Source organism: Arenibacter catalasegens (assembly GCF_002909235.1).
Lineage (GTDB): Bacteria > Bacteroidota > Bacteroidia > Flavobacteriales > Flavobacteriaceae > Arenibacter > Arenibacter catalasegens.
The window spans coordinates 19,284-45,526 of sequence record NZ_PHQQ01000001.1; the positions used below are offsets into that span (position 1 = coordinate 19,284).

General features: G+C 38.9%; 17 protein-coding genes. 10 read left to right on the top strand and 7 right to left on the bottom strand.

Annotated elements, in window-relative coordinates; all coding sequences use genetic code 11:
- Positions 1-29: 29 nt before the first annotated feature.
- Positions 30-2,561, bottom strand: a complete 2,532-nt coding sequence (gene gyrA, locus CWD90_RS00100) for a DNA gyrase subunit A (protein WP_103473895.1) — start codon at positions 2,559-2,561, stop codon at positions 30-32.
- A 257-nt stretch (positions 2,562-2,818) separates the two neighbouring features.
- On the opposite strand from gyrA, the gene CWD90_RS00105 reads away from it, so the two are divergent.
- Both CWD90_RS00105 and CWD90_RS00110 read left to right on the top strand, forming a co-directional pair.
- Positions 2,819-5,371: an ATP-dependent Clp protease ATP-binding subunit gene (locus tag CWD90_RS00105; protein WP_103473896.1), complete on the top strand. Its 2,553-nt coding sequence runs from the start codon at positions 2,819-2,821 to the stop codon at positions 5,369-5,371.
- 203 nt (positions 5,372-5,574) lie between these two features.
- Entirely contained in the window at positions 5,575-5,985 is a 411-nt protein-coding gene (locus CWD90_RS00110; RefSeq protein ID WP_103473897.1) for an STAS/SEC14 domain-containing protein, read from the top strand.
- Positions 5,986-6,019: 34 nt separating this feature from the next.
- Here the strand turns inward: CWD90_RS00110 and CWD90_RS00115 are convergent, their stop codons facing one another.
- Positions 6,020-7,564: an NAD(P)H-hydrate dehydratase gene (locus CWD90_RS00115; protein WP_103473898.1), complete on the bottom strand. Its 1,545-nt coding sequence runs from the start codon at positions 7,562-7,564 to the stop codon at positions 6,020-6,022.
- A gap of 268 nt (positions 7,565-7,832) precedes the next feature.
- On the opposite strand from CWD90_RS00115, the gene thrA reads away from it, so the two are divergent.
- The 3 genes from thrA to thrC all read left to right on the top strand — a co-directional run bounded on the left by thrA (position 7,833) and on the right by thrC (position 12,611).
- Complete coding sequence (gene thrA / locus CWD90_RS00120; protein WP_103473899.1) at positions 7,833-10,277, top strand: bifunctional aspartate kinase/homoserine dehydrogenase I; 2,445 nt, start codon at positions 7,833-7,835, stop codon at positions 10,275-10,277.
- 36 nt (positions 10,278-10,313) lie between these two features.
- A complete protein-coding gene (locus tag CWD90_RS00125) occupies positions 10,314-11,246 on the top strand; it encodes a homoserine kinase (protein WP_103473900.1) in 933 nt (310 codons plus the stop codon).
- A gap of 69 nt (positions 11,247-11,315) precedes the next feature.
- The gene (thrC, locus tag CWD90_RS00130; RefSeq protein WP_103473901.1) at positions 11,316-12,611 is read left to right on the top strand and encodes a threonine synthase; all 1,296 of its coding nucleotides are present in this window, start codon (positions 11,316-11,318) and stop codon (positions 12,609-12,611) included.
- 11 nt (positions 12,612-12,622) lie between these two features.
- Here thrC and glf read toward each other — a convergent pair whose 3' ends face one another.
- Positions 12,623-13,720, bottom strand: a complete 1,098-nt coding sequence (gene glf, locus CWD90_RS00135) for a UDP-galactopyranose mutase (RefSeq protein ID WP_103473902.1) — start codon at positions 13,718-13,720, stop codon at positions 12,623-12,625.
- A gap of 140 nt (positions 13,721-13,860) precedes the next feature.
- Here glf and CWD90_RS00140 point away from each other — a divergent pair, with 140 nt between their 5' ends.
- Positions 13,861-14,904 carry a beta-1,6-galactofuranosyltransferase gene (locus tag CWD90_RS00140; RefSeq protein ID WP_103473903.1) on the top strand — a complete coding sequence of 348 codons (1,044 nt, stop codon included), beginning with the start codon at positions 13,861-13,863 and terminating at the stop codon, positions 14,902-14,904.
- A 22-nt stretch (positions 14,905-14,926) separates the two neighbouring features.
- On the opposite strand, the gene CWD90_RS00145 is transcribed toward CWD90_RS00140, so the two are convergent.
- The gene (locus tag CWD90_RS00145) at positions 14,927-16,540 is read right to left on the bottom strand and encodes an aminopeptidase P family protein (RefSeq protein ID WP_103473904.1); all 1,614 of its coding nucleotides are present in this window, start codon (positions 16,538-16,540) and stop codon (positions 14,927-14,929) included.
- 247 nt (positions 16,541-16,787) lie between these two features.
- On the opposite strand from CWD90_RS00145, the gene gcvT reads away from it, so the two are divergent.
- From gcvT to CWD90_RS00165, 4 genes are all read left to right on the top strand, one after another.
- On the top strand, positions 16,788-17,873 hold the full coding sequence (gene gcvT, locus CWD90_RS00150) for a glycine cleavage system aminomethyltransferase GcvT (protein ID WP_103473905.1): 1,086 nt from the start codon (positions 16,788-16,790) through the stop codon (positions 17,871-17,873).
- Between the two features lie 39 nt (positions 17,874-17,912).
- Positions 17,913-18,731 carry a sugar nucleotide-binding protein gene (locus CWD90_RS00155; protein ID WP_103473906.1) on the top strand — a complete coding sequence of 273 codons (819 nt, stop codon included), beginning with the start codon at positions 17,913-17,915 and terminating at the stop codon, positions 18,729-18,731.
- Between the two features lie 48 nt (positions 18,732-18,779).
- Positions 18,780-19,067 carry a 4a-hydroxytetrahydrobiopterin dehydratase gene (locus tag CWD90_RS00160; RefSeq protein ID WP_103473907.1) on the top strand — a complete coding sequence of 96 codons (288 nt, stop codon included), beginning with the start codon at positions 18,780-18,782 and terminating at the stop codon, positions 19,065-19,067.
- Positions 19,068-19,134: 67 nt separating this feature from the next.
- Entirely contained in the window at positions 19,135-19,845 is a 711-nt protein-coding gene (locus CWD90_RS00165) for a YebC/PmpR family DNA-binding transcriptional regulator (protein ID WP_103473908.1), read from the top strand.
- A gap of 113 nt (positions 19,846-19,958) precedes the next feature.
- Here the strand turns inward: CWD90_RS00165 and CWD90_RS00170 are convergent, their stop codons facing one another.
- The 3 genes from CWD90_RS00170 to CWD90_RS23605 form a co-directional block, all read right to left on the bottom strand.
- Positions 19,959-21,053 (bottom strand): right-handed parallel beta-helix repeat-containing protein, encoded by a 1,095-nt coding sequence (locus CWD90_RS00170; RefSeq protein ID WP_103473909.1) that lies wholly within the window; start codon positions 21,051-21,053, stop codon positions 19,959-19,961.
- 422 nt (positions 21,054-21,475) lie between these two features.
- Entirely contained in the window at positions 21,476-22,363 is an 888-nt protein-coding gene (locus CWD90_RS00175; RefSeq protein ID WP_157941139.1) for a PorP/SprF family type IX secretion system membrane protein, read from the bottom strand.
- A 35-nt stretch (positions 22,364-22,398) separates the two neighbouring features.
- Positions 22,399-26,085 (bottom strand): thrombospondin type 3 repeat-containing protein, encoded by a 3,687-nt coding sequence (locus CWD90_RS23605; RefSeq protein WP_103473911.1) that lies wholly within the window; start codon positions 26,083-26,085, stop codon positions 22,399-22,401.
- Between the last annotated feature and the right edge of the window lie 158 nt (positions 26,086-26,243).

The window sequence follows — 26,243 nt, forward strand, 5'->3', positions numbered from 1 at the left end:
AATTAAATTTACGTGTTAGTGTTTAATTGTTATTCTTTGGTTTCCGGACTATCATTATCAAGAGCCGTGCCATCTTCTTCTTTAGCATCCACCTCTAGAGTTGTAACATCATCAATTTCATCCTCATCCTTCATCACTTTAGCTACCGCAGCAATGGAATCGTTACCTTTAATATTAATGAGTCGAACACCCTGTGTTGCCCTTCCCATTACCCTTAAATCTTCAACACTCATCCTAATGGCGATGCCCGATTTATTGATAATCATTAAATCATCTGAGTCAGAAACATTTTTAATGGCTACCAAGCCACCAGTTTTGTCTGTAATGGAAATAGTCTTCACCCCTTTACCACCTCTATTGGTAATCCTATAGTCTTCAATACTGGAACGTTTACCGTAACCATTCTCCGACACCACCAATATTTCTTCCTCAAAATTGTGTACGGCCACCATTCCAATTACCTCATCTTTATCATGTGCTAAAGTTATACCGCGAACACCAGAAGCATTTCTTCCCATTGGTCTAGTTTTCACCTCTTCGAACCTAATAGCCTTGCCCGACTTTAGCCCTAGGAATATCTGACTGGCCCCTGTAGTAAGTTTGGCTTCCAAAAGTTCATCATCCTCACGAACACCTATAGCGTTAATACCATTTTGTCTAGGTCTGGAGTATTGCTCCAAAGAGGTCTTTTTAACAATACCCTTTTTAGTGGCCATTATTACATAATGACTGTTTACGTATTCCTCATCCTTTAAATCCTGAGTACAGATGAAGGCTTTCACCATATCATCATTTTCAATATTGATCAAATTTTGAATGGCGCGCCCCTTAGAAGTTTTACTGCCTTCTGGGATTTCATAGACCCGCATCCAGAAACACTTACCTTTTTGGGTAAAGAATAACATATACTGGTGGTTGGTACCTACAAATAGGTGCTCCAAGAAATCTTCCGTCCTTGTGGAGGTTGCTTTCTGGCCTACACCACCTCTATTTTGTGTCTTATATTCGGAAAGCGGAGTTCTTTTAATATAACCGGCATGCGAAATGGTAATTACCACCTGCTCATCCGGAATCATATCTTCCATACTTAGATCACCACCTGCAAAATTTATTTCGGAACGTCTGTTATCCCCGTACTTATCCTTAACTTCCAGCAACTCATCCTTGATTATCTGCATCCTTCGCTCTTTTCTAGCTAGGATATCCTTCAAATCTGCTATGGTCAAGATAATTTCATCGAACTCTGTCCTTAATTTATCCTGCTCCAGCCCTGTCAAATGACGTAATCGCATTTCAACAATGGCCTTGGCTTGAATTTCACTTAGCTTAAAGCGCTCCATAAGCTTTTCCTTGGCCTCCTCGGCATTGGAAGAAGCCCTGATAATAGCAATAACCTCATCGATATTATCCGAAGCTATAATAAGACCCTCAAGGATATGTGCCCTTTCTTCGGCCTTTTTCAATTCATACTCTGTACGCCTAACAACTACTTCATGACGGTGTTCCACAAAATAATGGATCATCTCCTTAACATTCAATAATTGCGGCCTTCCTTTGACCAAAGCAATATTATTAACACTAAAGGAAGTCTGTAATGAGGTATATTTATACAGGGTATTTAGGACGATATTTGGAATAGCGTCCCTTTTCAGAATATAAACGATACGCATACCGTTCCTATCCGATTCATCCCTAATAGTAGATATTCCTTCTATCTTTTTTTCATTGACCAAATCGGCAGTCTTTTTGATCATGTCTGCCTTGTTGACCTGATATGGAATTTCGGTAACAATAATACTTTCCCTTCCCTGTACTTCCTCAAAACTGGCCTTCGCCCTCATCACAACACGACCACGTCCGGTATGAAATGCCTCCTTAACACCATCATAGCCATATATAATCCCTCCTGTTGGAAAGTCGGGCGCCTTAATATGTGTTATAAGCTCATCTATCTCAATATCGTTGTTTTCAATATATGCTACCGTACCATCCACAACTTCCGAAAGGTTATGTGGGGGCATATTGGTCGCCATACCTACTGCAATACCTGAAGCACCATTTATCAACAAATTGGGAATCCTAGTTGGCAGTACCGTTGGTTCCTGCAAAGAATCATCAAAATTTAGTTGATGATCTACAGTATCCTTGTCTATATCGGCCAACATATCATCCGCAATCTTACGCATACGGGCCTCCGTATAACGCATTGCTGCAGGACTATCACCATCTATGGACCCAAAGTTACCTTGGCCATCGACCAACATATACCTTAAACTCCACTCCTGGGCCATACGGACCATGGAATCATAAACGGAAGTATCACCGTGTGGATGATACTTACCTAATACTTCCCCGACAATACGCGCGGACTTTTTATGAGCACTATTGGACCTAACACCTAACTCGTGCATTCCGAACAAAACCCTTCTATGCACTGGCTTTAAACCATCCCTAACATCTGGCAGGGCACGTGACACAATGACCGACATTGAATAATCAATGTAAGCAGATTTCATTTCATCTTCAATGTTAATCGGAATTAATTTTTCTCCTTCTGCCATTTAAAATCTTCTATTTATTTTTAGTTAAAAAAGCACGACAATATACGTAAAATCGATACTATACAAGTACTTAGGTCATACTTTTGTGAAGAATTTATTAACACTTTAAATTTTGACCTTGGTTAACAAATTCATTGTTAAAGTTTTTGTAATTCATGGATTTTTTCGTCACTTAGACCGTCTTTATTGAATATTAGGTATAGTATTTGCCTTAGATTGGTATAGATTTACTATTTTTAAAGTTGAAAGGATATTTTATGGACGACAATTTTTCCCCTAGAGTTAAAGATGTAATTGCTTACAGCAAGGAAGAGGCCCTTAGATTGGGGCACGACTTCATTGGTACTGAGCACTTAATGCTTGGATTGCTGCGGGACGGTAATGGAAAAGCAATAAGCATTTTAGACGCATTGGATGTGGACTTGGATCATCTGCGAAGAAAAGTGGAGATATTAAGTCCAGCCAATCCAAACGCCGGCAATGCACAAAAGGACAAAAAAAATCTGCATTTGACCAGACAGGCTGAGCGCGCACTTAAAACAACATTTCTAGAAGCTAAATTATTTCAAAGTTCCTCCATCAATACGGCCCATTTATTACTTTGCATTTTACGCAATGAGAATGACCCGACCACAAAATTATTACACAAATTAAAAGTGGATTACGACGGAGTAAAAGACCAGTTTAAATCAATGATTACGAGTGATGACGATTATATAGACTCTCCTACATCTGAATCTTTCCCAAGTGATTCCGACGAACCCAATGAGGAAAAAGAAGGATTTTTTGGAACTTCCGGGACCGGACAGAAAGGAAGTAAAAAATCCAAAACTCCAGTATTGGACAATTTTGGACGCGACCTTACCAAAATGGCTGAGGAAAACAAATTGGACCCTGTTGTGGGCCGAGAAAAGGAGATAGAAAGGGTTTCGCAAATCCTAAGCAGAAGAAAAAAGAACAATCCCTTATTAATTGGTGAACCAGGTGTTGGTAAAAGTGCCATTGCCGAAGGTCTTGCCTTGCGGATAATTAACAAGAAAGTCTCAAGAATTCTTTACAACAAGAGAGTTGTAACCTTGGATTTGGCTTCTTTGGTGGCCGGCACCAAATATCGCGGACAGTTTGAAGAGCGTATGAAGGCGGTTATGAACGAGTTGGAAAAGAACGACGACGTTATTTTATTCATAGATGAGATCCACACTATTGTTGGTGCCGGTGGAGCAACCGGAAGTTTGGATGCTTCAAATATGTTCAAGCCAGCTTTGGCAAGAGGAGAAATTCAATGTATCGGAGCCACTACTTTGGACGAGTACAGACAATACATCGAAAAGGATGGCGCCTTGGAAAGACGTTTTCAAAAAGTAATCGTTGAGCCTACTACCGTCGCAGAAACTATTGAAATATTAAAAAATATCAAAGGAAAGTACGAGGACCATCATAATGTAATTTATACCGACGAAGCTATCATTGCCTGTGTAAAACTTACTAATAGGTATATGACGGATAGATATCTGCCGGATAAAGCCATTGATGCCCTAGATGAATCAGGTTCGCGTGTACATATTGTAAATATGGATGTTCCCAAGCAAATTTTGGAACTTGAAAAACAATTGGAAGACGTTCGCGAACTAAAGAATACCGTTGTAAAAAAACAGAAATACGAGGAAGCGGCCAAGCTGAGGGATGATGAAAAAAGAATAGAAAAAGACCTCGCCATTGCCCAAGAAAGATGGGAAGAGGATAGTAAACTTCATAAAGAGATCGTCTCCGAGGATAATGTTGCGGACGTGGTATCCATGATGAGCGGTATTCCCGTGAACAGGATCGCACAAACTGAAAGCAATAAGCTGGCGGAATTACCGAACCTTATTAAAGGCAATGTAATTGGACAGGATGAGGCTGTTTCCAAAGTAGCTAAAGCCATTCAACGTAATCGGGCAGGTCTTAAAGACCCTAACAAACCTATTGGCTCCTTTATATTTTTAGGACAGACAGGTGTTGGTAAAACACAACTTGCCAAAGTATTGGCCAAAGAATTATTCGACTCCGAGGACGCTTTGATCAGGGTGGATATGAGTGAGTATATGGAGAAATTTGCCATATCTAGACTAGTAGGCGCACCTCCAGGATATGTAGGGTATGAAGAAGGTGGTCAGTTGACCGAAAAAGTTCGCCGTAAGCCTTATTCCGTTATTCTGTTGGATGAAATTGAAAAAGCGCACCCAGATGTATTCAATATGCTTTTACAAGTGTTGGATGATGGTTATTTAACCGATAGTCTAGGTAGAAAAATCGATTTCAGAAATACCATCATTATAATGACCTCAAACATTGGGGCAAGACAACTTAAGGATTTTGGCCAAGGAGTTGGTTTTGGTACTTCTGCAAAAAAGGCCCAAGCCGACACTCATCAAAAGAGTGTTATTGAAAATGCCTTAAAAAAGGCCTTTGCTCCAGAATTCTTGAACAGAATAGATGACGTTATTGTGTTCAATTCCTTGGAACGTGAAGACATTCACAGGATAATTGATATTGAGTTGAATAAATTGTTCCTTAGGATTAAGGATATTGGGTACGATTTACAACTTACCAACAAGGCCAAAGACTATATTGCCGAAAAGGGTTTTGATAAACAATACGGCGCAAGACCCCTTAAAAGAGCTATTCAGAAATATATAGAAGATGCTCTAGCGGAAGAAATCGTAAATTCCAAACTAGAGGAAGGCGATACCATCCATATGGATCTTGATGAAGCAAAAGAAGAGCTTACTATTAATATCAAAAAAGCAGAAAAGTCGTCCAAAACCTAATTTGGACCATAATATAGACGTAAAAAAGAGTAGCCAATGGCTACTCTTTTTTTTATGTATTCACCAGTGTTTGTAAGAAATAAAACACAGTAATCCAATTTCCATTCCACATAAACGATTAAAGTGTCTTTTATCTAATAATTTTTTAAATAGAGGTACTTAATTCTACATTCGCCCCAGACACACTATATAAAATACGAAGAATGAAAGTCGGACGACCCAAGAAGACTATAATCGTACGAGAATATCAACTGGACATTGGAAAGGTCCAGGTATTTGACGATTACATGGTTTCTATTTTTGATGAAGGAAGTACTATTACCAAAGAACGCGTTTTTCAAATCATTGGTATTATGGAAATTCATTTCAGGAATAAAAACTTCGGTTACATAAGCTTAAGGAAAAACTCCTATGCCATTGATCCAATGGTCTACAATCAAATTAGGGAAATAGAAAATCTAAGAGCCTTTGCCGTAGTTTCCATCAAAGAAATAGACATGCACAATTTTAATATTGAAAAACTATTTTACAAGAAGCCGATGAAATTTTTCATAGATCAGGACAATGCCCTGACCTGGATCAAAAGACGTGTTAAAACATCGAATATGGACTAAAGCATGTCGTTATCAATTAATTGATAACGACATATTATTTTCCACTTTCTTCTTGGACCACTTCCGGTTCTGCGACTTGAAAAAGATCTAAATAAGCCTTCCCAATATTATCAAGTATACCACTGGCTATTAAGGCCTGGAAACCACAGTTCTCTACTGCTATATCAGCTGCTTTACCATGAATGTACACTCCAAAAATAGCAGCATTTAATGGCGAATATCCCTGTGCGATAAGCCCGGTAATTACCCCAGTTAGCACATCTCCACTTCCTCCGGTTGCCATTCCTGGATTTCCCGTAGTGTTAACATAGCCTTTACCGTCATATATAATGATGGTATTAGCACCTTTAATAACAATGATACAATCGTATCTTTTAGAGAATTCCTTTGTCTTTTTAAGTTTATCAAAATCATCCGTCCATTTTCCAATAATACGCTCCAACTCTTTTGGATGTGGTGTTAAAACGGTTTGGGGAGGTATTTTTTTGAATAAATCAGGATTCCTCGAAAGTATGTTCAAGCCGTCGGCATCTATCACCAAAGGAACCTTATTCCTATTCAATAATTCCGAAAACGTCTTTACGGTAGCGTCTGTTGTGCCCATGCCAACCCCAATACCTATTACACTTGGAACCACACCAAAATCAATATTTGAAATTCCCAGTTCTTCAATATCTGTAATAACCATGGCTTCTGGCAAAGCTGTTTGCAATGGCAAATACCCACAATTGGGAACATAAGCTGTGACCAATCCGCTACCAGCACATAAACTACCTTTAGCCGCTAAAATAACCGCCCCAATCTTTCCATAGCTGCCTCCGATAATCAAAGAATGACCAAAACTTCCTTTATGTGAATATTTTTCCCGTGGTATATACATGGACCGTGCTTCATTTTTGCCGATCAAGTCATATTCAGATGCCGTTCTGGATAAAAACCCCTGGTCCAAACCTATATCCAAAATCTCCCAATGATCAATAAATATACCTGTTTCAGGAAGAAAAAAAACAAGCTTTGGCACTTGAAAAGTAAGCACATAATTTGCCCTTATCACTCCTTCGGCATTAGATATACTCCTTTCCATGAAGAGTCCGGAAGGCACATCAATTGACAGTACAAATGCATCGGAAATATTAAGATGATGCATTAATCCTCTCACCCAAATAGCAGGGACCCTGTTGAGTCCAATTCCGAAAATGGCATCAACCACAATATCCTCCTTCCCGATAGTGGGCAACTCGGATCCCTCATTCAAAAAATTGGGCCAGATTTTTATTTCTTTTAGCCTATCCAGGTTTATTAAAAAGTTTTTTGACCTTTTCTCACTATAGTTAACTATATGAACCTCAACGTTATATCCGTGCTCATGTAAATGTCTGGCAAGTACCAATCCATCACCCCCATTATTTCCTATTCCACAAAACAAATAAATTTTTGTCCCTGCACCCTGCAATCTAGAATGTAACCAGTTAAAAATCTGAATTGCAGCCCTTTCCATGAGTTGCTCACTAGTAATCTGCTGCTTACCTATTGTGAATTTATCAGCATCGTATATCTGTTTAGCATTAAATATCTTCATTCGATAAGATTATTTAGTAAAAATTGATGATTCTGCAAAAATCTATCCAAACATTTGATTGGGCTTTCAAAAATACTACATTTGATTCTTTATTATTATGATGACACATAACAATCCGGACATACTACTACCTAATTCATCATTATTTGATGGTTGCATTGCTATTACCGTTATCAGCACCACTACCCCATTGGGGTAAGCTACTACATATACGTCCGTTACACAATTATATTAAAATACAGTTTTTATTACTTAATCCTATTGAACCATGAAAGTTCTTAAATTCGGTGGTACTTCGGTTGCCAACGCTAAAAATATAAGTTTAGTAAAAAATATTATAGCCAACCTTGATTCGGATAAAACCGTAGTAGTAGTTTCAGCTCTTGGCGGAATTACAGACCTGCTTTTAAAAACTGCAGCTTTAGCTTCAGCGCAGGACCAAACTTATAAGACCATCTTAAAAGAAATAGAGGACAGGCATCTGTTCACTATAAAGGAACTTATACCTATACATTCCCAAAGCAAGGTACTAAGTAAAGTAAAAAGTGAACTAAACACTTTAGAAACATTATTAGAAGGAGCTTTTTTAATAGGAGAGATTACCCCTAAACTTTCGGACAAAATCGTGAGCTATGGAGAACTTTTATCCTCCTATATCATAAGCGAATATTTTGCTATTGAAGGAATAGCGGTAACCCATGCCGATAGCAGACAACTTATAAAAACCAATGCACAGTTTGGAAAAGCGACGGTGAACTTTGAACTGACAAATCGAAATATTACTACATATATCGCTGATTGCAAAAGCAGTGTAATGGTCATGGGGGGCTTTATTGCCTCTGCCGTAAATGGGGATTCCACCACTTTGGGAAGAGGTGGCTCCGATTATACCGCAGCCATCGTAGCCAATGCGATAAATGCCGAAGTTCTGGAAATATGGACCGACGTCAGTGGCATGTATACAGCCAACCCAAAAATAGTAAAACAGGCTATGGCCATTCCACATATTTCTTATGAAGAAGCAATGGAATTGTCCCACTTTGGGGCAAAGGTCCTTTATCCCCCTACAATTCAGCCAGTGCTTACTAAAGGAATTTCAATTATAATTAAAAACACCTTTGACCCAGAGGCACCTGGCACTCTAATTACCAAGAACAAAAATGGACAAGGTAAAACCGTTCGAGGAATAAGCCATGTAGAAAATATTGCATTATTATCGCTTGAAGGGCCCGGAATGGTAGGGATTACAGGTATCTCCAAACGCTTTTTCGAAGTACTTTCAACTGCAGGTATAAGTGTCGTAATGATTACCCAGGCTTCTTCTGAACATTCCATATGTATAGGAATTGATAATGAGGATGCGGACCATGCGGTACAAGTTATTAATGATGCTTTTGATATTGAAATTTCGCTTGGCAAAATAAAGTCTGTGACTGCCGAAAAGGATCTTGCAATAATTGCATTGGTAGGTGATAACATGAAGAGCCATCAAGGCCTTAGCGGAAAGATGTTCAGCACCCTAGGCAAAAATAACGTTAATATACGGGCAATTGCCCAAGGTGCTTCTGAAAGGAATATTTCGGCAGTAATACTAAAAGAAGATGTAAAAAAGGCCCTCAACACTTTACATGAAGAATTTTTCGAAGAAAATGTAAAGCAATTAAACCTTTTTGTCATGGGGGTAGGCAACGTAGGTGCCAAGTTTTTAAACCAAATACAGTTACAAAAGAAGTATTTGAAGGAAAAACTAAAGCTTAATATAAGGGTAATTGGAATGTCCAATTCCAGGACAATGTTTTTTGATGAAGATGGCATTCCCCTTAAAAACTGGCAGGAACTTTTAAATAATGGCGAAGAAGCCAATCGGGATTTATTTTTTGATAAGATTAAAAAACTTAATTATAGGAATAGCATATTTGTTGACAATACGGCAAGTCATGAAGTTTCGGAAACCTATAATTCCTATTTAAGGAATAGTATATCTGTTGTAACCTGTAATAAAATCGCCTGTTCTTCAGCCTATGACAATTATCAGGAATTAAAGGATTTGGCAAGACAATACAATGCACCTTTTCTATTCGAAACCAATGTAGGAGCAGGCCTACCTATTATAGACACCTTAAAGCACTTAGTGGCTTCTGGGGACAAAATACTTAAAATCCAAGCGGTATTGTCCGGTAGTTTAAATTTTGTATTCAACAATTTTAGCGACACCACCACCTTTCACGATATTGTAAAGGAAGCCCAAGTAGAAGGTTATACCGAACCAGACCCCAAAATAGATTTAAGCGGGGTGGATGTTATGCGTAAAATATTAATTCTAGCCAGGGAAAGTGGAAATGTACTGAACATTGAAGATATCCAAAATAACCCATTTCTACCTAAAGAGAGTTTGGACACCACCAACAACGAAGATTTCTTCAAGACATTGATCAAGCATGAGGCATCATTTCAAGAGATGTACAAGAAGGCTGTTGACGAAGATAGCAAATTGAAATATGTAGCACAGTTCGAAGACGGCAAAGCCAGTGTAGGCTTGCAGCGCATCCCGAAAGGACATGATTTTTATAATCTAGAAGGTAGTGATAATATTGTACTGTTCTACACAGAACGTTATCCAAACCAACCTATGATTATAAAAGGGGCCGGAGCTGGAGCTGATGTTACTGCATCTGGAATATTCGCCGATATTATACGCATCGGTAATTTTTAAGGAAGCTCCGTAACTCTGAAATTATATCGATTTTAAATGAAAACGAACGAAATAAGAATTTTCTGCCCGGCTACCATCGCAAATGTTTCCTGTGGTTTTGACGTATTGGGATTGGCCTTGGATTCCGTTGGCGATGAAATGGTGGTTAGAAAAACCAGTGAAAAAGGCATAAAAATAACCAAACTTATCGGCCAGGACCTTCCTACAGAAACCTTACAAAATGTTGCTGGAGTTGCTGGTTTGGCGCTATTGGCGGAAAGTGATCATGTTGGCGGTTTTGAGATTGAAATCTATAAAAATATTAAAGCAGGTAGCGGAATAGGAAGTAGTGCTGCCAGTTCGGCCGGAGCTGTTTGGGCAATGAACCAATTATTGGATAAGCCTTTTAGCACCTCGGATTTGGTAAAATTTGCCATGGAGGGCGAACGCTTGGCTAGCGGAGTAGCGCATGCCGATAACGTTGCCCCTGCTCTATATGGTGGTTTTACCTTAGTACGCAGTTACCAACCCCTGGATATTGTGAAAATACCGACACCACCAGAGTTATATGCGACAGTTATACACCCGCAAATAGAAGTAAAGACATCGGACTCTAGGCGGATTCTGAAAACATCCATTTCCTTGGAAGACGGTATTAAGCAATGGGGCAATGTTGGTGGATTAATCGCTGGACTTTATACTAACGATTATGAATTGATCGGGAGGTCTTTAGTAGACCATATCGTGGAACCCATAAGATCCATCCTTATTCCAGGATTCGACAAGGTCAAAGAAGACGCCCTAAATGCAGGCGCATTAGGCTGTGGAATTTCTGGCTCTGGGCCTTCTATTTTTGCCCTGAGCAAAGGGAAAGAGAATGCAGTTAAAGTGGGCGAAGCCATGAAAAATGTGTACGAAAAAATAGGTGTTGACTATGACGTCCACGTGTCAAAAATAAATACAGAGGGAATTAAAATAATAGAAAATTGAAAAACAAGTTCTGAAAGAAGTTAGTAAACAGCACTTGAAAAATATATTTCACCTTAATAACAGTTACCAATGAACTTTTATAGCCTAAACAAAAAAGCTCCAAATGTATCTTTCAAAGATGCCGTTATAAAAGGAATTGCCCCAGATCGAGGGCTATATTTCCCAGAGTCCATCACAGCCTTACCTAAAGATTTTTTTGAGCATATAGAGGATTACACCAACCATGAAATTGCCTATTTAGCCATTCAACAATTTGTGGGCGAGGATATTCCAGAACAGGCCTTGAAGGAAATTCTTGCCGATGTATTGGATTTTGATTTCCCAATTGTAGAATTGGAAAACGAGGTGGCCACCTTGGAACTCTTTCATGGCCCTACCCTAGCCTTTAAGGATGTAGGCGCTAGATTTATGGCAAGATGTCTTGGATATTTTTCAACGGAAAACACCAATGATGTAACCGTATTGGTAGCCACTTCCGGAGATACGGGAGGTGCAGTTGCCAATGGATTCCTAGAGGTGGACGGAGTTAAAGTGGTAATTTTATATCCTAGCGGAAAAGTCAGCGATATACAGGAGAAACAGTTGACTACTTTGGGCAAAAACATTAAAGCTATTGAAGTAGACGGCACTTTTGACGACTGCCAAAATATGGTGAAAACAGCTTTTCTGGACGAAGAGTTGATTCAGAACATGCAATTAACCTCTGCCAATAGTATTAATGTTGCTCGTTGGCTTCCACAAATGTTTTATTTTTTGTTTGCCTACAAAGAGATGAAGTCCAAGGGTAAGGAAATTATATTTTCAGTTCCTAGTGGCAATTTTGGAAATATCTGTGCAGGTATCATGGCACAAAGGCTGGGCATGCCATGCAATCATTTTATCGCTTCAACCAATGTAAATGATGTGGTTCCGCGTTTTATGTCAACAGGATCCTATGACCCTAAAGCTTCCTTAGCCACTATATCCAATGCCATGGATGTTGGGGACCCCAGTAACTTTATTAGAATAAGGCATTTATACAAAGATGATTTTAAAGAGTTGTCCAAAAACATATCTTCCTACTCCTTTACTGATATGGAGACCAAGGAAGCCATGTTAAAATTATATAATGATTTTTCTTATGTAGCCGACCCTCACGGTGCCGTTGGGTATTTAGGTTTAAAGAAGTATCAGGAAACCCATCCGGATACCTTTGGTATTTTTCTCGAAACTGCACACCCTGTGAAGTTTTTGGATATTGTAGAAGACACCATTCGAGAAAACATAGACTTACCGGAAAGCATTTTGAAAATTATGGACAAAAAGAAAAAAGCAATTAAAATTGCTCGTTACGATGAACTAAAAGACTTTTTATTGGGGAAATAAGTGAATCGATACTAGTCGAAAATATTTTTACATTTCACCAATGCAGAGGCAATTACCTGATGCATATCGTAGTACTTGTACTCTGCCAACCTACCTCCAAAAATAATATCGTCCTTTCCGGACAATGCCTTGTATTTGGTGTATATTTCATTGTTCCTTACATCATTTATCGGATAGTACGGCTCCTTATTACCAGACCACTCCGTAGGATATTCTTTTGTAATTACTGTCTTTTTCTGATTCCCAAATTCAAAATGTTTATGCTCCAAAATACGGGTATAGGGTATTTCTGAGGCCGTGTAATTAACTACTGCATTACCCTGGTAATTTTCCATATCCAAAGTTTCGTGCTTGAAATCCAAACTCCTGTATTCCAGCTTACCATAGCAGTAATCATAATATTCGTCAATTTTACCTGTGAAAACCAACTGATTTGCCAATGACAACAATTCAGCCTTATCCTTAAAGAAGTCGATCTCCAAACGAGTTTCAACACCTTCCAACAATCCATCGATCAACTTGTTGTACCCCCCAATTGGAATTCCTTGGTATTTGTCATTGAAATAATTATTATCAAACGTAAATCGCAAGGGCAACCTTTTTATAATAAATGCCGGTAGCTCGGTAGCTTTTCTTCCCCATTGTTTCTCCGTATAGCCCTTGATCAACTTTTCATAAATATCCTTCCCGACGAGGGACAAGGCCTGTTCTTCCAAATTCTTTGGATTCTTAACCCCCACTTCCCTAACCTGTTCCGCTATAATGGACTTGGCTTCCTCGGGTGTCTTTACCTTCCACAGCTGATAAAAGGTATTCATGTTAAATGGTAAATTATAAAGCTCATCATGATAATTCGCAACCGGGGAATTGGTATATCTGTTAAATTCCACAAAGCTATTTACATAATCCCAAATTGCTTTGTCATTGGTGTGAAAGATATGGGCCCCATACTTGTGCACATTAATGCCCTCCACTTCTTCACAATAAACATTGCCCCCAAGATGTGTGCGTTTATCGATTACCAAGCATTTTTTTCCTTTCTTCTTAGCCTCATGGGCAAAAACAGCACCAAAAAGTCCAGCTCCCACAATCAGGTAATCGTATTTCATTTTAGGTCAATTAGAGAACTCTATAATTAATAAAAAAGTAAAACTAATGTATATTATAGTGTTTATGAATTGAATTCAAAAAAAAAATTCCCTTTGCAATAACATAACTATATTTGTTATGCTTAAACTATCAACCTGTAATGACCAATTTATTTTACATCTCCAGAAATTACAAGGCCACCAACAGTGCAGCCTCCAAGCCCAAAACAGATTGCGAACGGATCTTGGATAACATCGGTTTCAAAAATTTAGGCTTTAAACAAACTACCTATGCCAGTTCAGCTATTGGAGCGATAGTAAGTTTTCTCGGAATTACAAAAGGCGTTATTCGCTTGCCAAAAAATTCCACTTTGGCCATGCAATACCCTCTCAGCAAATACTATAAATACATTACCACCATAGCCGGAATAAAAAAATGTAAAATAGTGTTGATCATTCACGATGTTAAATATCTTATGGGCAAAAACAAGGATATTGCTCGGGAAATGAAGAAATTTTCTTGTGCCGATGTGATTATAGTTCATAATGACAATATGAAAAAGTGGTTCGAGGAACAAGGGTCCACTGCTAAATTAATACCGCTGTACATGTTCGATTATTTGGACGACAGTAGCAACTATATAGCCCCTGAACTATCCAAGAACGGTATGTTCGATGTAGTTTTCGCTGGAGGGTTGGGAATGGCGAAAAGTGCATTTATTTATAAATTGGATGCCTTAAAAAACAATAGTTTTCATTTAAAATTATACGGTAGTGGTTTTATCAAAGAGGATATAGATGCCGCAAAGTCCATCATCAGTTTTGAGGGCATGTTTTCTCCCGATGACGTAGCAAAACACATAAAAGGTTCTTTTGGATTAGTATGGAACGGTAATTCCATTAATGAATGTGCCGGTCATTTTGGGCAATACCTTTTATATAATAACCCACACAAAACATCCCTGTATTTGCTTTGCGGCCTACCAATTATTATCTGGAACAAAGCTGCAATTGCAGACGTTATAAAAGAACGACACTTGGGAATTTGCATTTCCTCCTTGGAAGAATTGGACGGAAAATTAAAAAACTTGTCCAATCAAGATTACCAAGAAATGGTGAAAAATGTAGCCGAAGTTAGGAAAGAAATCATTTCCGGTGGATTTCTAAAAGCAGCCATGGACAAGGCCCTTGTGGAGCTTTCCTAATTCAATTCGAGACAACCATCTATCAATCCAATTGTGGCAATTTAAAATTATCCAGAGGACTGGGTAGTTTCATTGCCGCCTCTATTGCTTCGGTAGTCCTAGGAGCCATTCCCGATAAATTAACAGGACCATTTTTCGTAATTAGGATATCGTCTTCAATTCTTACCGCTATCCCCCACCACTTTTTATCACAATCACTACCCTTCGGTATATAAATCCCCGGCTCCACCGTGATAACAGTGTTTTCCTTAAAGGGTTGATAAGTACCTTTATCATGAACATCGAGTCCCAAATAATGGGACGTGCCATGCGGAAAATATTTTCTGGCCCCTGCAGGACTGTCAATAATCCCAAGTTCCATTAATCCTTTCGCTACCACCTCATTGGCAGCCTGTCCAGGCGCCTGAAACGTTGCCCCTACCACGCTGGCCTTTATTCCCGCCTCTTGTGCATTATACACGATATCGTATATCTGTTTTTGTTCCTTTGAAAATTTTCCGTTGGCTGGAATTGTTCTGGTAACATCAGCAGTATATCCGTGATATTCGGCTCCCAAATCCATCAACACCAAATCGTTCCCCACTTTAAGTTTATTATTTTCAATATAATGTAAAATACAGCCATTGTTACCTCCTCCAACAATAGAAGGATAACCCTCGTATTCCGCACCGTACTTCTTATAGACAAACTCATGTACCCCTTGTATTTCCATTTCGGACATATTTGGGTGCATGGCCTTCATCACCTCTAATTGGCCCACGGCAGAAATCTCTACGGCCTTCTTTAACAGCACCAATTCTTCCTTGGTCTTAATTTCCCTTAGGGTATTCATTATTTCCTCTAATTTGGCGCTTTCAAGATTATTGGATTTCAACTGTAGGACTACCCTTTCCTTAATTTCTTTACGTGATTTATCATCAATGGCACCGACAAAATCAACTAGTAATGTATCAGATTTTAATTCCTCATAATAGTTCAAGTACCTCCCTAAGGTTTGAGCTACATTTGCACTATTTTCTACTTCAGTAGACCTGATCATACCATAGAGCTGTTGTTTAGTGGCGTTATAATCAGATGGGTAATTGGATTTCTCCTTAAAACTCCTTACTAGATCAAAAATATCCGCAGGGTCATCATTATCTCGAAAATCATTATTGAAATCGAAAAAAAGCACATTTTCAAACTTGGAGAAATCAATATCGGAACTTAAAAACTCTTCGGCATTAAAGGCACGTCCAAAACCCAATTGTTTTTTTACCCCTTCCACTCCTAGTCGTTTTCCGTTCCATTGTTCCGCTTTTTCATCACGCTTTTGGGCGTATAGCACTTCGTCATATTCCATCCCATTATTATCGCTTTGCATTTCTGAATAAATAAGCAAAAGGGAATTGGGCTCTTTATAGCCTGTTAAATAATAAAAATCCGGATCTTGATGATATATATAATCCACATCATTGGCCCTATTCCTTACCGGAGCGGCAAAAAATACAGCAATACTATTTGGAGGCATGGCCCTACGTACTTCCTGACGCCTTCCTTTATGAAAATCCGAAGGCAGAAAATCGTTTGGGACCTCCTGGGCTTGGAAAAAAGAAACACAAAAAAGAAAAAAAGAAAACACTATTAAATTTTTCATAACCATTCATAAAATTTAAGGTTTAAAAATAATCAATTCCAATACCATATCCACTGACCGTTAACACTATTGGAAAAAAATAAACCCTTTCAACAAAAGATGGCATTGCATAATGTACAATTTCAGCAATTGGACCACTCACTAGCTAAACATTTAATTCCCAATTAACAATAAATTGTGCAAAACAAAAGTGTATAAATTTTCACATCTATTAATTTTCGATATTTTTACCCTTTAATAAATTCAAATGAAAAATACAGCACTGACTAAGATTCACGAGGCACTAGGCGCCAAAATGGTGCCTTTTGCAGGATATAATATGCCTGTTTCCTATGAGGGGGTTAACATAGAGCATGAAACAGTCCGCAACGGGGTGGGCGTGTTTGATGTATCCCATATGGGTGAATTTTTAATAGGTGGCCCCAAGGCATTGGACCTAATACAAAAAGTAACCTCAAATGATGCCTCGAAATTAACCATAGGAAAGGCCCAATACAGTTGTTTACCTAACGAAACAGGAGGCATTGTAGATGATCTTATTGTCTATAAAATCAAGGAAGAACAATATCTGTTGGTAGTAAATGCCTCCAATATTGAAAAAGATTGGGACCATATAAGCAGCTACAACACTGACTTTGGAGCAGATATGCGCAATATATCGGAAGGGTATTCCCTTTTGGCCATACAGGGTCCAAAAGCCGTGGAAGCCATGCAAGCCTTGACTGCAATAGACTTAAGCGCAATCAAGTTCTATTCCTTTGAGGTAGCCGACTTTGCAGGAATTGAGCATGTAATTATTTCAGCCACAGGATATACAGGTTCAGGGGGCTTTGAAATATATTGTAAGAATGAAGAAGTAGAACAGATATGGAATAAGGTTTTTGAAGTTGGGGCTCCTTTTAACATAAAGCCCATTGGCCTTGCTGCTAGGGACACCTTACGATTGGAAATGGGTTACTGTTTGTACGGTAATGATATTAACGATTCCACCTCGCCTTTGGAAGCCGGTCTTGGATGGATAACCAAATTCACTAAGGATTTTGTGAATAGCGAAGCCTTGAAGAAACAGAAGGAAGAAGGGGTAGCCAAAAAACTGGTTGCCTTTGAAATTGATGAAAAAGGAATTCCAAGACACGATTATGATATTGTTGATCAAGCAGGCCAGAAAGTAGGGGTCGTAACATCGGGAACCATGTCTCCATCCATGGGAAAAGGAATTGGAATGGGATATGTACCCACTGCCCAGTCTCAAAATGGAGGTAAAATCTTTATTCAAATTAGGAAAAATATAGTTCCTGCTACCATTGTCAAGCCCCCTTTTTATAAGGTATAACAATAGTAACGGTTGAGTTTTGCAAAAGGAGGTGATAGAATGAACAAAATACTCATTTTAGGAGCAAGTGGTTTTATAGGTAATGCCATTTATAAGGAATTACATTCTTATTTTGACACCTATGGCACCTATTATTCGTCAAGAAGGAGCTTCGAGAACAATCAACAGTTCTTCAGGTACGATCTGGAAGAAGATGACGTTTTTGATATCTTGGATAGGGTAAAGCCCGATCTTATTATCTCTGCCTTAAGGGGAAATTTCCAAGCACAGGTAATGGCCCATCAACATATGGTAGAATACATTCAAAATAGGGATTGTAAATTGTATTTTATATCCTCTGCCAATGTTTTTGATGCTTACAGCAAGTATCCATCCTATGAAAATGACAAAACCTTGTCTGAAAGTATCTATGGTCGACTCAAAATTAAAATAGAAAATATGCTTTTGAGGATACCTGTTTCCAAAATGGCAATTCTAAGGGTTCCTATGGTTTTTGGCAATAATTCACCAAGAATCAAAGAAATAAGAAATGCCTTGACCAATAATGAATCTATTGAAGTATTCCCGAATTTGATCATAAATGTCACCAATGACGACAAACTAACACAACAAATACATTACCTTATAAATCATAATAAAACTGGGGTTTTTCATTTGGGAAGCATAGACTTAATTCACCATGAAGATTTTATAAAAGAAATTATAAACCGATTGGGCAATTACAGTCCTATCTACAAGAGGGTCTTTACCACAAATGAAGACCGTTATCTGGCCGTACTACCAAAAACCAACGGCCTATCCAAAGACTTAATATTTAATTATCAGGATATAATTGACCATCATATCTTTAGTGAATAAGCCCATTTGAATTCTACTGTTTTAATTAACTTTATAAAAAATAGCGACATGAAAAAATTATCTGAAGAAGAAATTGAAAAACGATTGAAGGAATTGGATGGATGGGAGTATGTGGATGGTGCCATTGAAACTTCATTTGAATTTAAACATTTCAAGGACGCCTTCTCTGTAATGACCAGAATTGCCTTTGAATGTGAATCTCAAAATCATCACCCAGACTGGAGCAATGTCTATAATTCCCTAAACATACGGCTATCCACCCATGATGCTGAAGGAGTTACCGAAAGGGATTTTAAGTTGGCACACAGTATTGAAGAAATTATTGTAAGCAACTAAGGTTTACACTTGCAACAGGAGTAAAAATTATTAAATTTGTTTCATATTATACTAATAAAACCAAGAAATGGGAAGAGCTTTTGAATTTAGAAAAGCACGTAAAATGAAAAGATGGTCCGCAATGTCAAAGGCCTTTACCAGAATAGGCAAAGACATTGTTATGGCGGTTAAAGAAGGAGGACCAGACCCGGGTTCAAATGCACGCCTAAGGGCAGTAATCCAGAATGCCAAGGCAGTAAACATGCCCAAGGATAATGTGGAAAGAGCCATTAAAAGAGCCTCAGACAAAAGCTTGGGCGACTTTAAAGAAGTACTTTTTGAAGGATATGCACCGCACGGTATTGCCATATTGGTAGAAACGGCTACGGATAACAACACCAGGACTGTGGCGAATGTTAGAAGTTACTTTAACAAATGTAACGGTAGTTTGGGGACTTCAGGATCAGTTGAGTTCATGTTTGACCATACTTGCAACTTTAGAATCCCAGCCGAAGGTATCGACCCAGAAGAATTGGAATTAGAAATGATCGACTTTGGTGCTGAAGAAGTTTTTGCAGATGAGGACGGTATTCTTATTTATGCTCCCTTCGAAAGTTTTGGAGCCATTCAGAAAGAATTGGAAAACAAGGAAATAGAAATTCTCTCTTCCGGCTTTGAGCGTATTCCACAGGTTACCAAAGCCTTGAGCGAAGAAGAAGCTGCCGACGTAGAAAAACTATTAGAAAAAATTGAAGAGGATGATGATGTACAAAATGTATATCACACCATGCAGGAATAATTGTTTCCTTTCATAAAAAAACTAAAAAGAGGCCTTAATAGGCCTCTTTTTAGTTTTTTGGTTCAATGCTTTTTATCCTTTGTATTAATTCTACTATTTGAAGATATCCAAATTTAGTGCAGTTCTTCGTCAGTTTCTATCAGTTCTGATTTGTTCAAGGTAAGAAAAACCGTGCTGTCCTCTTCCGATGGGGAAACCGTTGCAATAAAATTGTTCTGTTGGTTTCCAGATGCTACAATAGGATTACCATACCACATATTGCCGTTGTTTACAAAAATGTTATTCGTTATAGTAGTTTTGGAATCATGTTTAAAACCTCCACCAGTATTAATAATAGTTCCTGTATTTCCTTGAAATACATTCCCATTAAAAAGGGTATTATTAGCCCCTAGGGTATCAACGCCCCACGATGGGGTATCACCTATCTTACTAGAAAAGGTAAACAGCAGACGGCCTGTATTGTTTACAAAGGTCGAGTTTAATACCTGGTAGCGGTTAACCCCTCTAAAACTGGCAATTTGATCGTAATTCCCCCTAAAAGTACAGTTATCTATTTTCACATATCGCTCCGTTGAAAAAATTAAGCCGCGATTGTAACTAAAGGTTGACCCCGTTACCGTAATCCTATTGGTATAATCACTTTCATTTTCAGATGTAAAACTTGGAGTAGACCCCCAATAACTTCTAAATAAGGTAGCAGAATTATTTTTAAAGATGGAATTGGAAATTGTGATGGTTGAATTGTCTCCTTTAGACCAAAACGCAGTATTGGAATCAATACCCGTAACTATTATCTCAGAGGCATTAACCGTTGAACCGGATACAGCGAGAATTGTTCCATTATTATAGTCATTGGCACTATCCGTAAAGGTGAATCCTGAAATATCCAATGTGAACCCAGATTCAATTACAAACATAAGGTATTCACTAACAGCAGAAATAGTAACCTTATCAGCCCCTGACCCCTTAATAACCATGTTACTTGTCACATTCGGCAGGTTCGCGGTTAGGCTAATGGTACCCTTTAATGCTGAATCAAAAATAATTACATTGATTTTTGAATCTGTATTGGCGGTATTTATAGCACGGCGCAGAGTTCCTTCACTATTATCATCGGCCAGGGATGATACTCTTATTTCCCCCTGTGCAATGGATACTGAAAAACAGAAGACGGCAATAAGAAAATATATTATTTGAATTCTTTTCATTCTAGGTGTAATTTATATTATCGCTGCCAGCTTATATAAAGCCTCTACTTGTTATAAATACGCTTGTACATTGTTCCTTCATAACGTATTGAAATCAAAATTAGTATTTCAAACCTATTAAAGGAATTATTCTAGCAGCAAAGATGTATAAGTGTTAAAAAATGTTGTGAAAAGCGCTATTAGTAAAGTCTTGTATTTTTTAGGAGTTACCAATTCCATGCCAAAAGCAGCTATCAGACTATAAATCAAGATTTAGTATTGGTCATTTCTTTAATAGAGTTTTCGCAATTCTTTTAATACAAATTATTCTTTTGCACCTTAAAAATTTGGGAGAAATGCTTCTATTTCCATATCAATATGAATCAAAAAAAGGGCTATTGCATATGCAATAGCCCTTTTCACGCTAGTTTATACTTTGCTGTTTAAAACAAAAATCGCAACAAAAATTCATTGGTATTTTTGGCACTGGCCAACTCGCTTCTAGTACTTACCTCATAGGCATATCCCAATAGCAGTCTTTTTTTAATACTGAAATTTACCAGTCCGGCGAACGCGCCATCGGTCCTATAACTGCCCCCGAACTCAAAGCTGTCGTCAAAGGAAAGCATAGCGTTGAAATCTACAGAGACGGGTGCCCCGCTTACATAACGGCCCATGACCGAAGGTCTCAACATAAGGTTGGAGGCAGGGTCTAACGGAACCTCATACCCGGCCGTAGCGTAGATATGCGGTTTGGCCATGGCGGCCGTTGCTACTCCATTGTCATTATCGGCCCGGTCCGTAGACAGGAGACGTGGTACCGCGAGGGAAGCGTACCACTTGCCGCTCTTCAGTAAAGCCCCCACCCCCACATTGGGATTAAAACGGGATATAGAGGAGATACTGGGATCTGAATTTACATTATAGGTCTCCAGTCCAGAAGTGTTAACGCTGTACGAGTTACCGCCCGCCTTAAGCCCGAGGTAAAGATCGGTCCCTTGGGACAACTGCAACCTATAAGAAAAATCGATGCCGGTAAAGGTCTGGCTCTCTACAAAGGTATTGCTGTTGTAAATGGATATCCCTATCCCCAGATTTTTGCCCAAGGTGGTCCCAAAGGATACCGCCTCTGCACTGGGGGCATCCGGGATGCCCGTCCATTGTTGCCTGAAACTGGCGGTCACCATGGTTTCCCCGTCCACCCCAACATAGGCCGGATTATAGGAATTCATATGGTACATATAATTGGTGACCACCCCTTCCTGTTGGGCAAACAAATTTCCGCTCACCACTAAAAGTGCGCCTAGAATAATCTTATTTAATATCTGCATTTTGTTAATGTCTTTTGTTGTAATTAATGGTTTGGTTAATGTGAAGTGATATAGATCCATCCGTCCTGGTCAACTTTTCCGTCGCCCTCAAAATCGATCTGGAAATAATACGAACCGGCATCGGGAAGTTTGGCTCCAAGATCTTTGTAACGGCCGTCCCAAGTATTCTGGTAGTTTCTGGCCGAGAAGACCTCTTTCCCCCAAGAGTTGAACACCCTCACTAGAGAATTGGGATAGTTCTCAATATTGGAAATCACCCAGGTATCGTTTATTCCGTCCCCATTGGGGGTAAAGGCTTGGGAAGCGTTCAGCTCCACCGTATCGCATACATCACCAAGGCCATCACCGTCCCGATCTTCCTGGCCCGGATTGGCTACCGCTGGGCAATTGTCCAGGGAATCCTGAACTCCATCGCCGTCGGCATCCTTTTGGGAATCCGAACAACCATTGGCATCCGCTACCTCATCCGCAGGGGTATTTGGACATTCGTCCAGATTGTTGTTTACACCATCGTTATCATTGTCTTTTTGACTATCGCTACACCCTTGAGCATCCACGGCCTCATATTCAGGGGAATCCGGGCATTGATCTTCCGCATCGTTAACACCGTCAAAATCACTGTCCTTCTGGGAATCCGAACAACCGTTGGCATCCGCTGTTTCTCCAGCTGGGGTATCGGGACAATCGTCCATATCATTATTAACGCCATCGCCATCTGCATCTTTTTGAGAGGCGGAACAGCCGTTGGCATCCGCAGCTTCCCCTGTGGGAGTATTGTTGCAGGTATCAACATCGTCCATAACACCATCGTTATCACTATCCTTTTGGCTATCTGAACAACCGTTAACATCTACTGTTTCTCCTGTTGCCGTGTTAGCACAAGTATCATCAGCATCTGAAACACCATCATAATCGGCATCTTTCTGACTGTCTGAACATCCATTGACATCTACCGTTTCTCCTGTTGGGGTATCAGCACAGGTATCAATAGCATCGGAGACACCATCGTTATCGGTATCTTTCTGACTGTCCGAACAACCATCGGTATCTGCCGTTTCTCCTGTTGGCGTATTGGCACAGGTATCAATAGCATCTGAAACACCATCGTTATCCCCATCTTTTTGGGTATCTGAACAACCGTTAACATCCACTGTTTCTCCTGTTGCCGTGTTAGCACAAATATCAATAGCGTCTGAAACACCATCATTATCTGCATCCTTTTGACTGTCTGAACAGCCATTGGCATCTGCGGTTTCTCCAGAGGGAGTATTTGCACAAATATCAATAGCGTCTGAAACACCATCGTTATCGGCATCCTTTTGACTGTCTGAACAACCGTTGGCATCTACTGTTTCTCCTGTTGGGGTATCACCACAAATATCAATAGCGTCTGAAACACCATCATTATCGGCATCTTTTTGAGAATCTGAACAACCGTTGGCATCTACTGATTCTCCTGTTGGAGTATCGGCACAGGTATCAATAGCATCGGAGACACTATCGTTATCGGCATCTTTTTGAGAGTCTGAACAACCATTAGCATCTACCGTTTCTCCTTCAGGAGTGCCCAAGCAATTATCCAAACTATCTTTTATTCGATCGCCATCTTCATCTGGACTAGGCGTACTTCTTTCATAACTAAAACCACCACCGATACCATGATCATCCCATGATAAAATTTTAACATCAATATAGATATCATCTGTAATAAGATGAAGTACAAAATCTCTATTTTCAAAACAAGGTGGACACCACTCTATAAACGACATATCATATGCCCAAGGTGAAAAATTAAGTGCTCCAAAATCTGCAGTGGTACCCTGTGCCCATTCAGTATCTATAGGAGATTGGTAATTAAAATCATCGTAACTTGCTTCCTTGGCAATATTGAACAAGCTACCATTATTATCTCTTGTAAATATTACATTATCCGTTAAAAAATCCTGATTCTCCGCCTGAGTCCAATCAGTATTGGATATTTTTTCTACAATGAGTTTTGGCCCATCCCAGATAAAGGGCAATGTGGGTACATTGTTAATTATTGGACTGAAATCACTTTCATTCCCCGCTAAATCATAGGCCGTTAAACTGTAATAGTAAGTAGTATTAGCAGTTAAACCTGTATGGTTAAATTCATAATAGCTAATGTGGGAAAGGTCTGCAATCAAAACCAAGGAGTTTTCATCGGTACCTCCGTATAAATGATATCCTACTGTATCTTCTGTATTGGAATCCCATTCTAGATGAATTTTATATGGACCAGCAGTACTTGTGAATCCAATGGGAGCAAGTGGCTCGGTAATATCTGTACATCCATCTTCTTCCACAATCTCTCCAGCTGGTGTTTCAGGACAAATATCCTCGTAATTGGCAACCCCATCCTCGTCATCATCCAAAAAATTTAAATTGATGGTACCATTATTCTGTGCAATACTTGCTCTATTCACATCTACATCATAAATAGAAATCTCATCAAATGGGGATATAGTTAACTCCTCCGTTCCGTAAATAGTACCCACAATATCTATTCCTAAAACATAGGTATTTCCACTAATAGATATACTAGTCGGTGATGAAGAGCCCAAGGTAGCATTGCCACTAGAAAGTGCAAATTGAAAGTCATTGGCCTCCAATGCACCAGTCCCCAAATCTGAATTAAAAACGGGCCTGCTCATAGTTACCGACACCGTCCCATCATTGGGTGAATGGATAATGGATGTAATAAAATTTGACAAAGAATTTCCAGAAACTACAATGGGATTCCCTGTATAGTTATTTCCATTATTTTCAAAAGTATTATTGGAAATGGTTGTTTTATTGTCATTGTTAGTACTCCAACCAGGATTAATAATGGTTCCCGTATTTCCGGTAAAGGTATTCCCGTCAAAAAGCGTGTTATTGGTTCCTAAGGTACTTGCGCCCCAACCGTTATTTATCGCACTATAAAAAGAAAATAATTGATAGCCTGTATTGTTTGTAAACGTAGAGTTTAAAACCTGATACCTATTAAGTCCTCTAAAGATTCCTATTTGATTGGTATTATCCGTAAAAATACAATCATCTATTTTCACATATCGCTCTGTATAAAATATGATACCGGTATTGGAACTAAAGGTAGATCCCGTTACAGTAATTCTATTGGTATAGTCCGTTTCAATATCGGAGGTTGTACTAGGTGTAGAACCATAGTCACTTCTAAACAAAGTGGCTGAATTGTCACTAAATGTAGAATTGGAAATATTTAATATTGAAGTGCCTTCCCTAGACACAAATGGTGTACTATTGGTTATGCCCGTAAATACTATATCACTTGCATTTACAGTTGACCTAGATACATGGAAAATGTTTCCCGAACTAGAAGGACCACTTGCGCTACTGGTCAACGTAAATCCAGAGATATCCAGAACAAAGCCAGTATTGACAACAAACATTTTAAACTGATTATCTCCCGAAATTGTAATTGCTGAAGGGCCAGGACCTGTAATAACCATATTACTGGACACATTTGGAAGGTTGGAGGTCAATGTAATTGTACCTGTTAACCCAGCATCGAAAATAATCTCATTGATATTGACATCGGTATTGGCGGTAGTCATTGCCCAACGCAAGGTACCTGGAGCACCATCATCGGTAAGCGAAGTTACTGTGGCAGTAGTTTGTGCCCAGGATGCCGTAAAACATAAAAGGGCAATTAAATAAGTTAAAACAGTGTTCTTTTTCATTCTCAATGGTTATTTTAATAATAATTAGTTGGTTTTATTTGTAGTCTATTTCTTTAACATGGATACTCAACACTCCACAGATAAGATTAATTACAATGGGGCCAAAAGTAGTATTATACCGTTATAACAAGTAGTATATCCCAGTCAATGATGTAAAA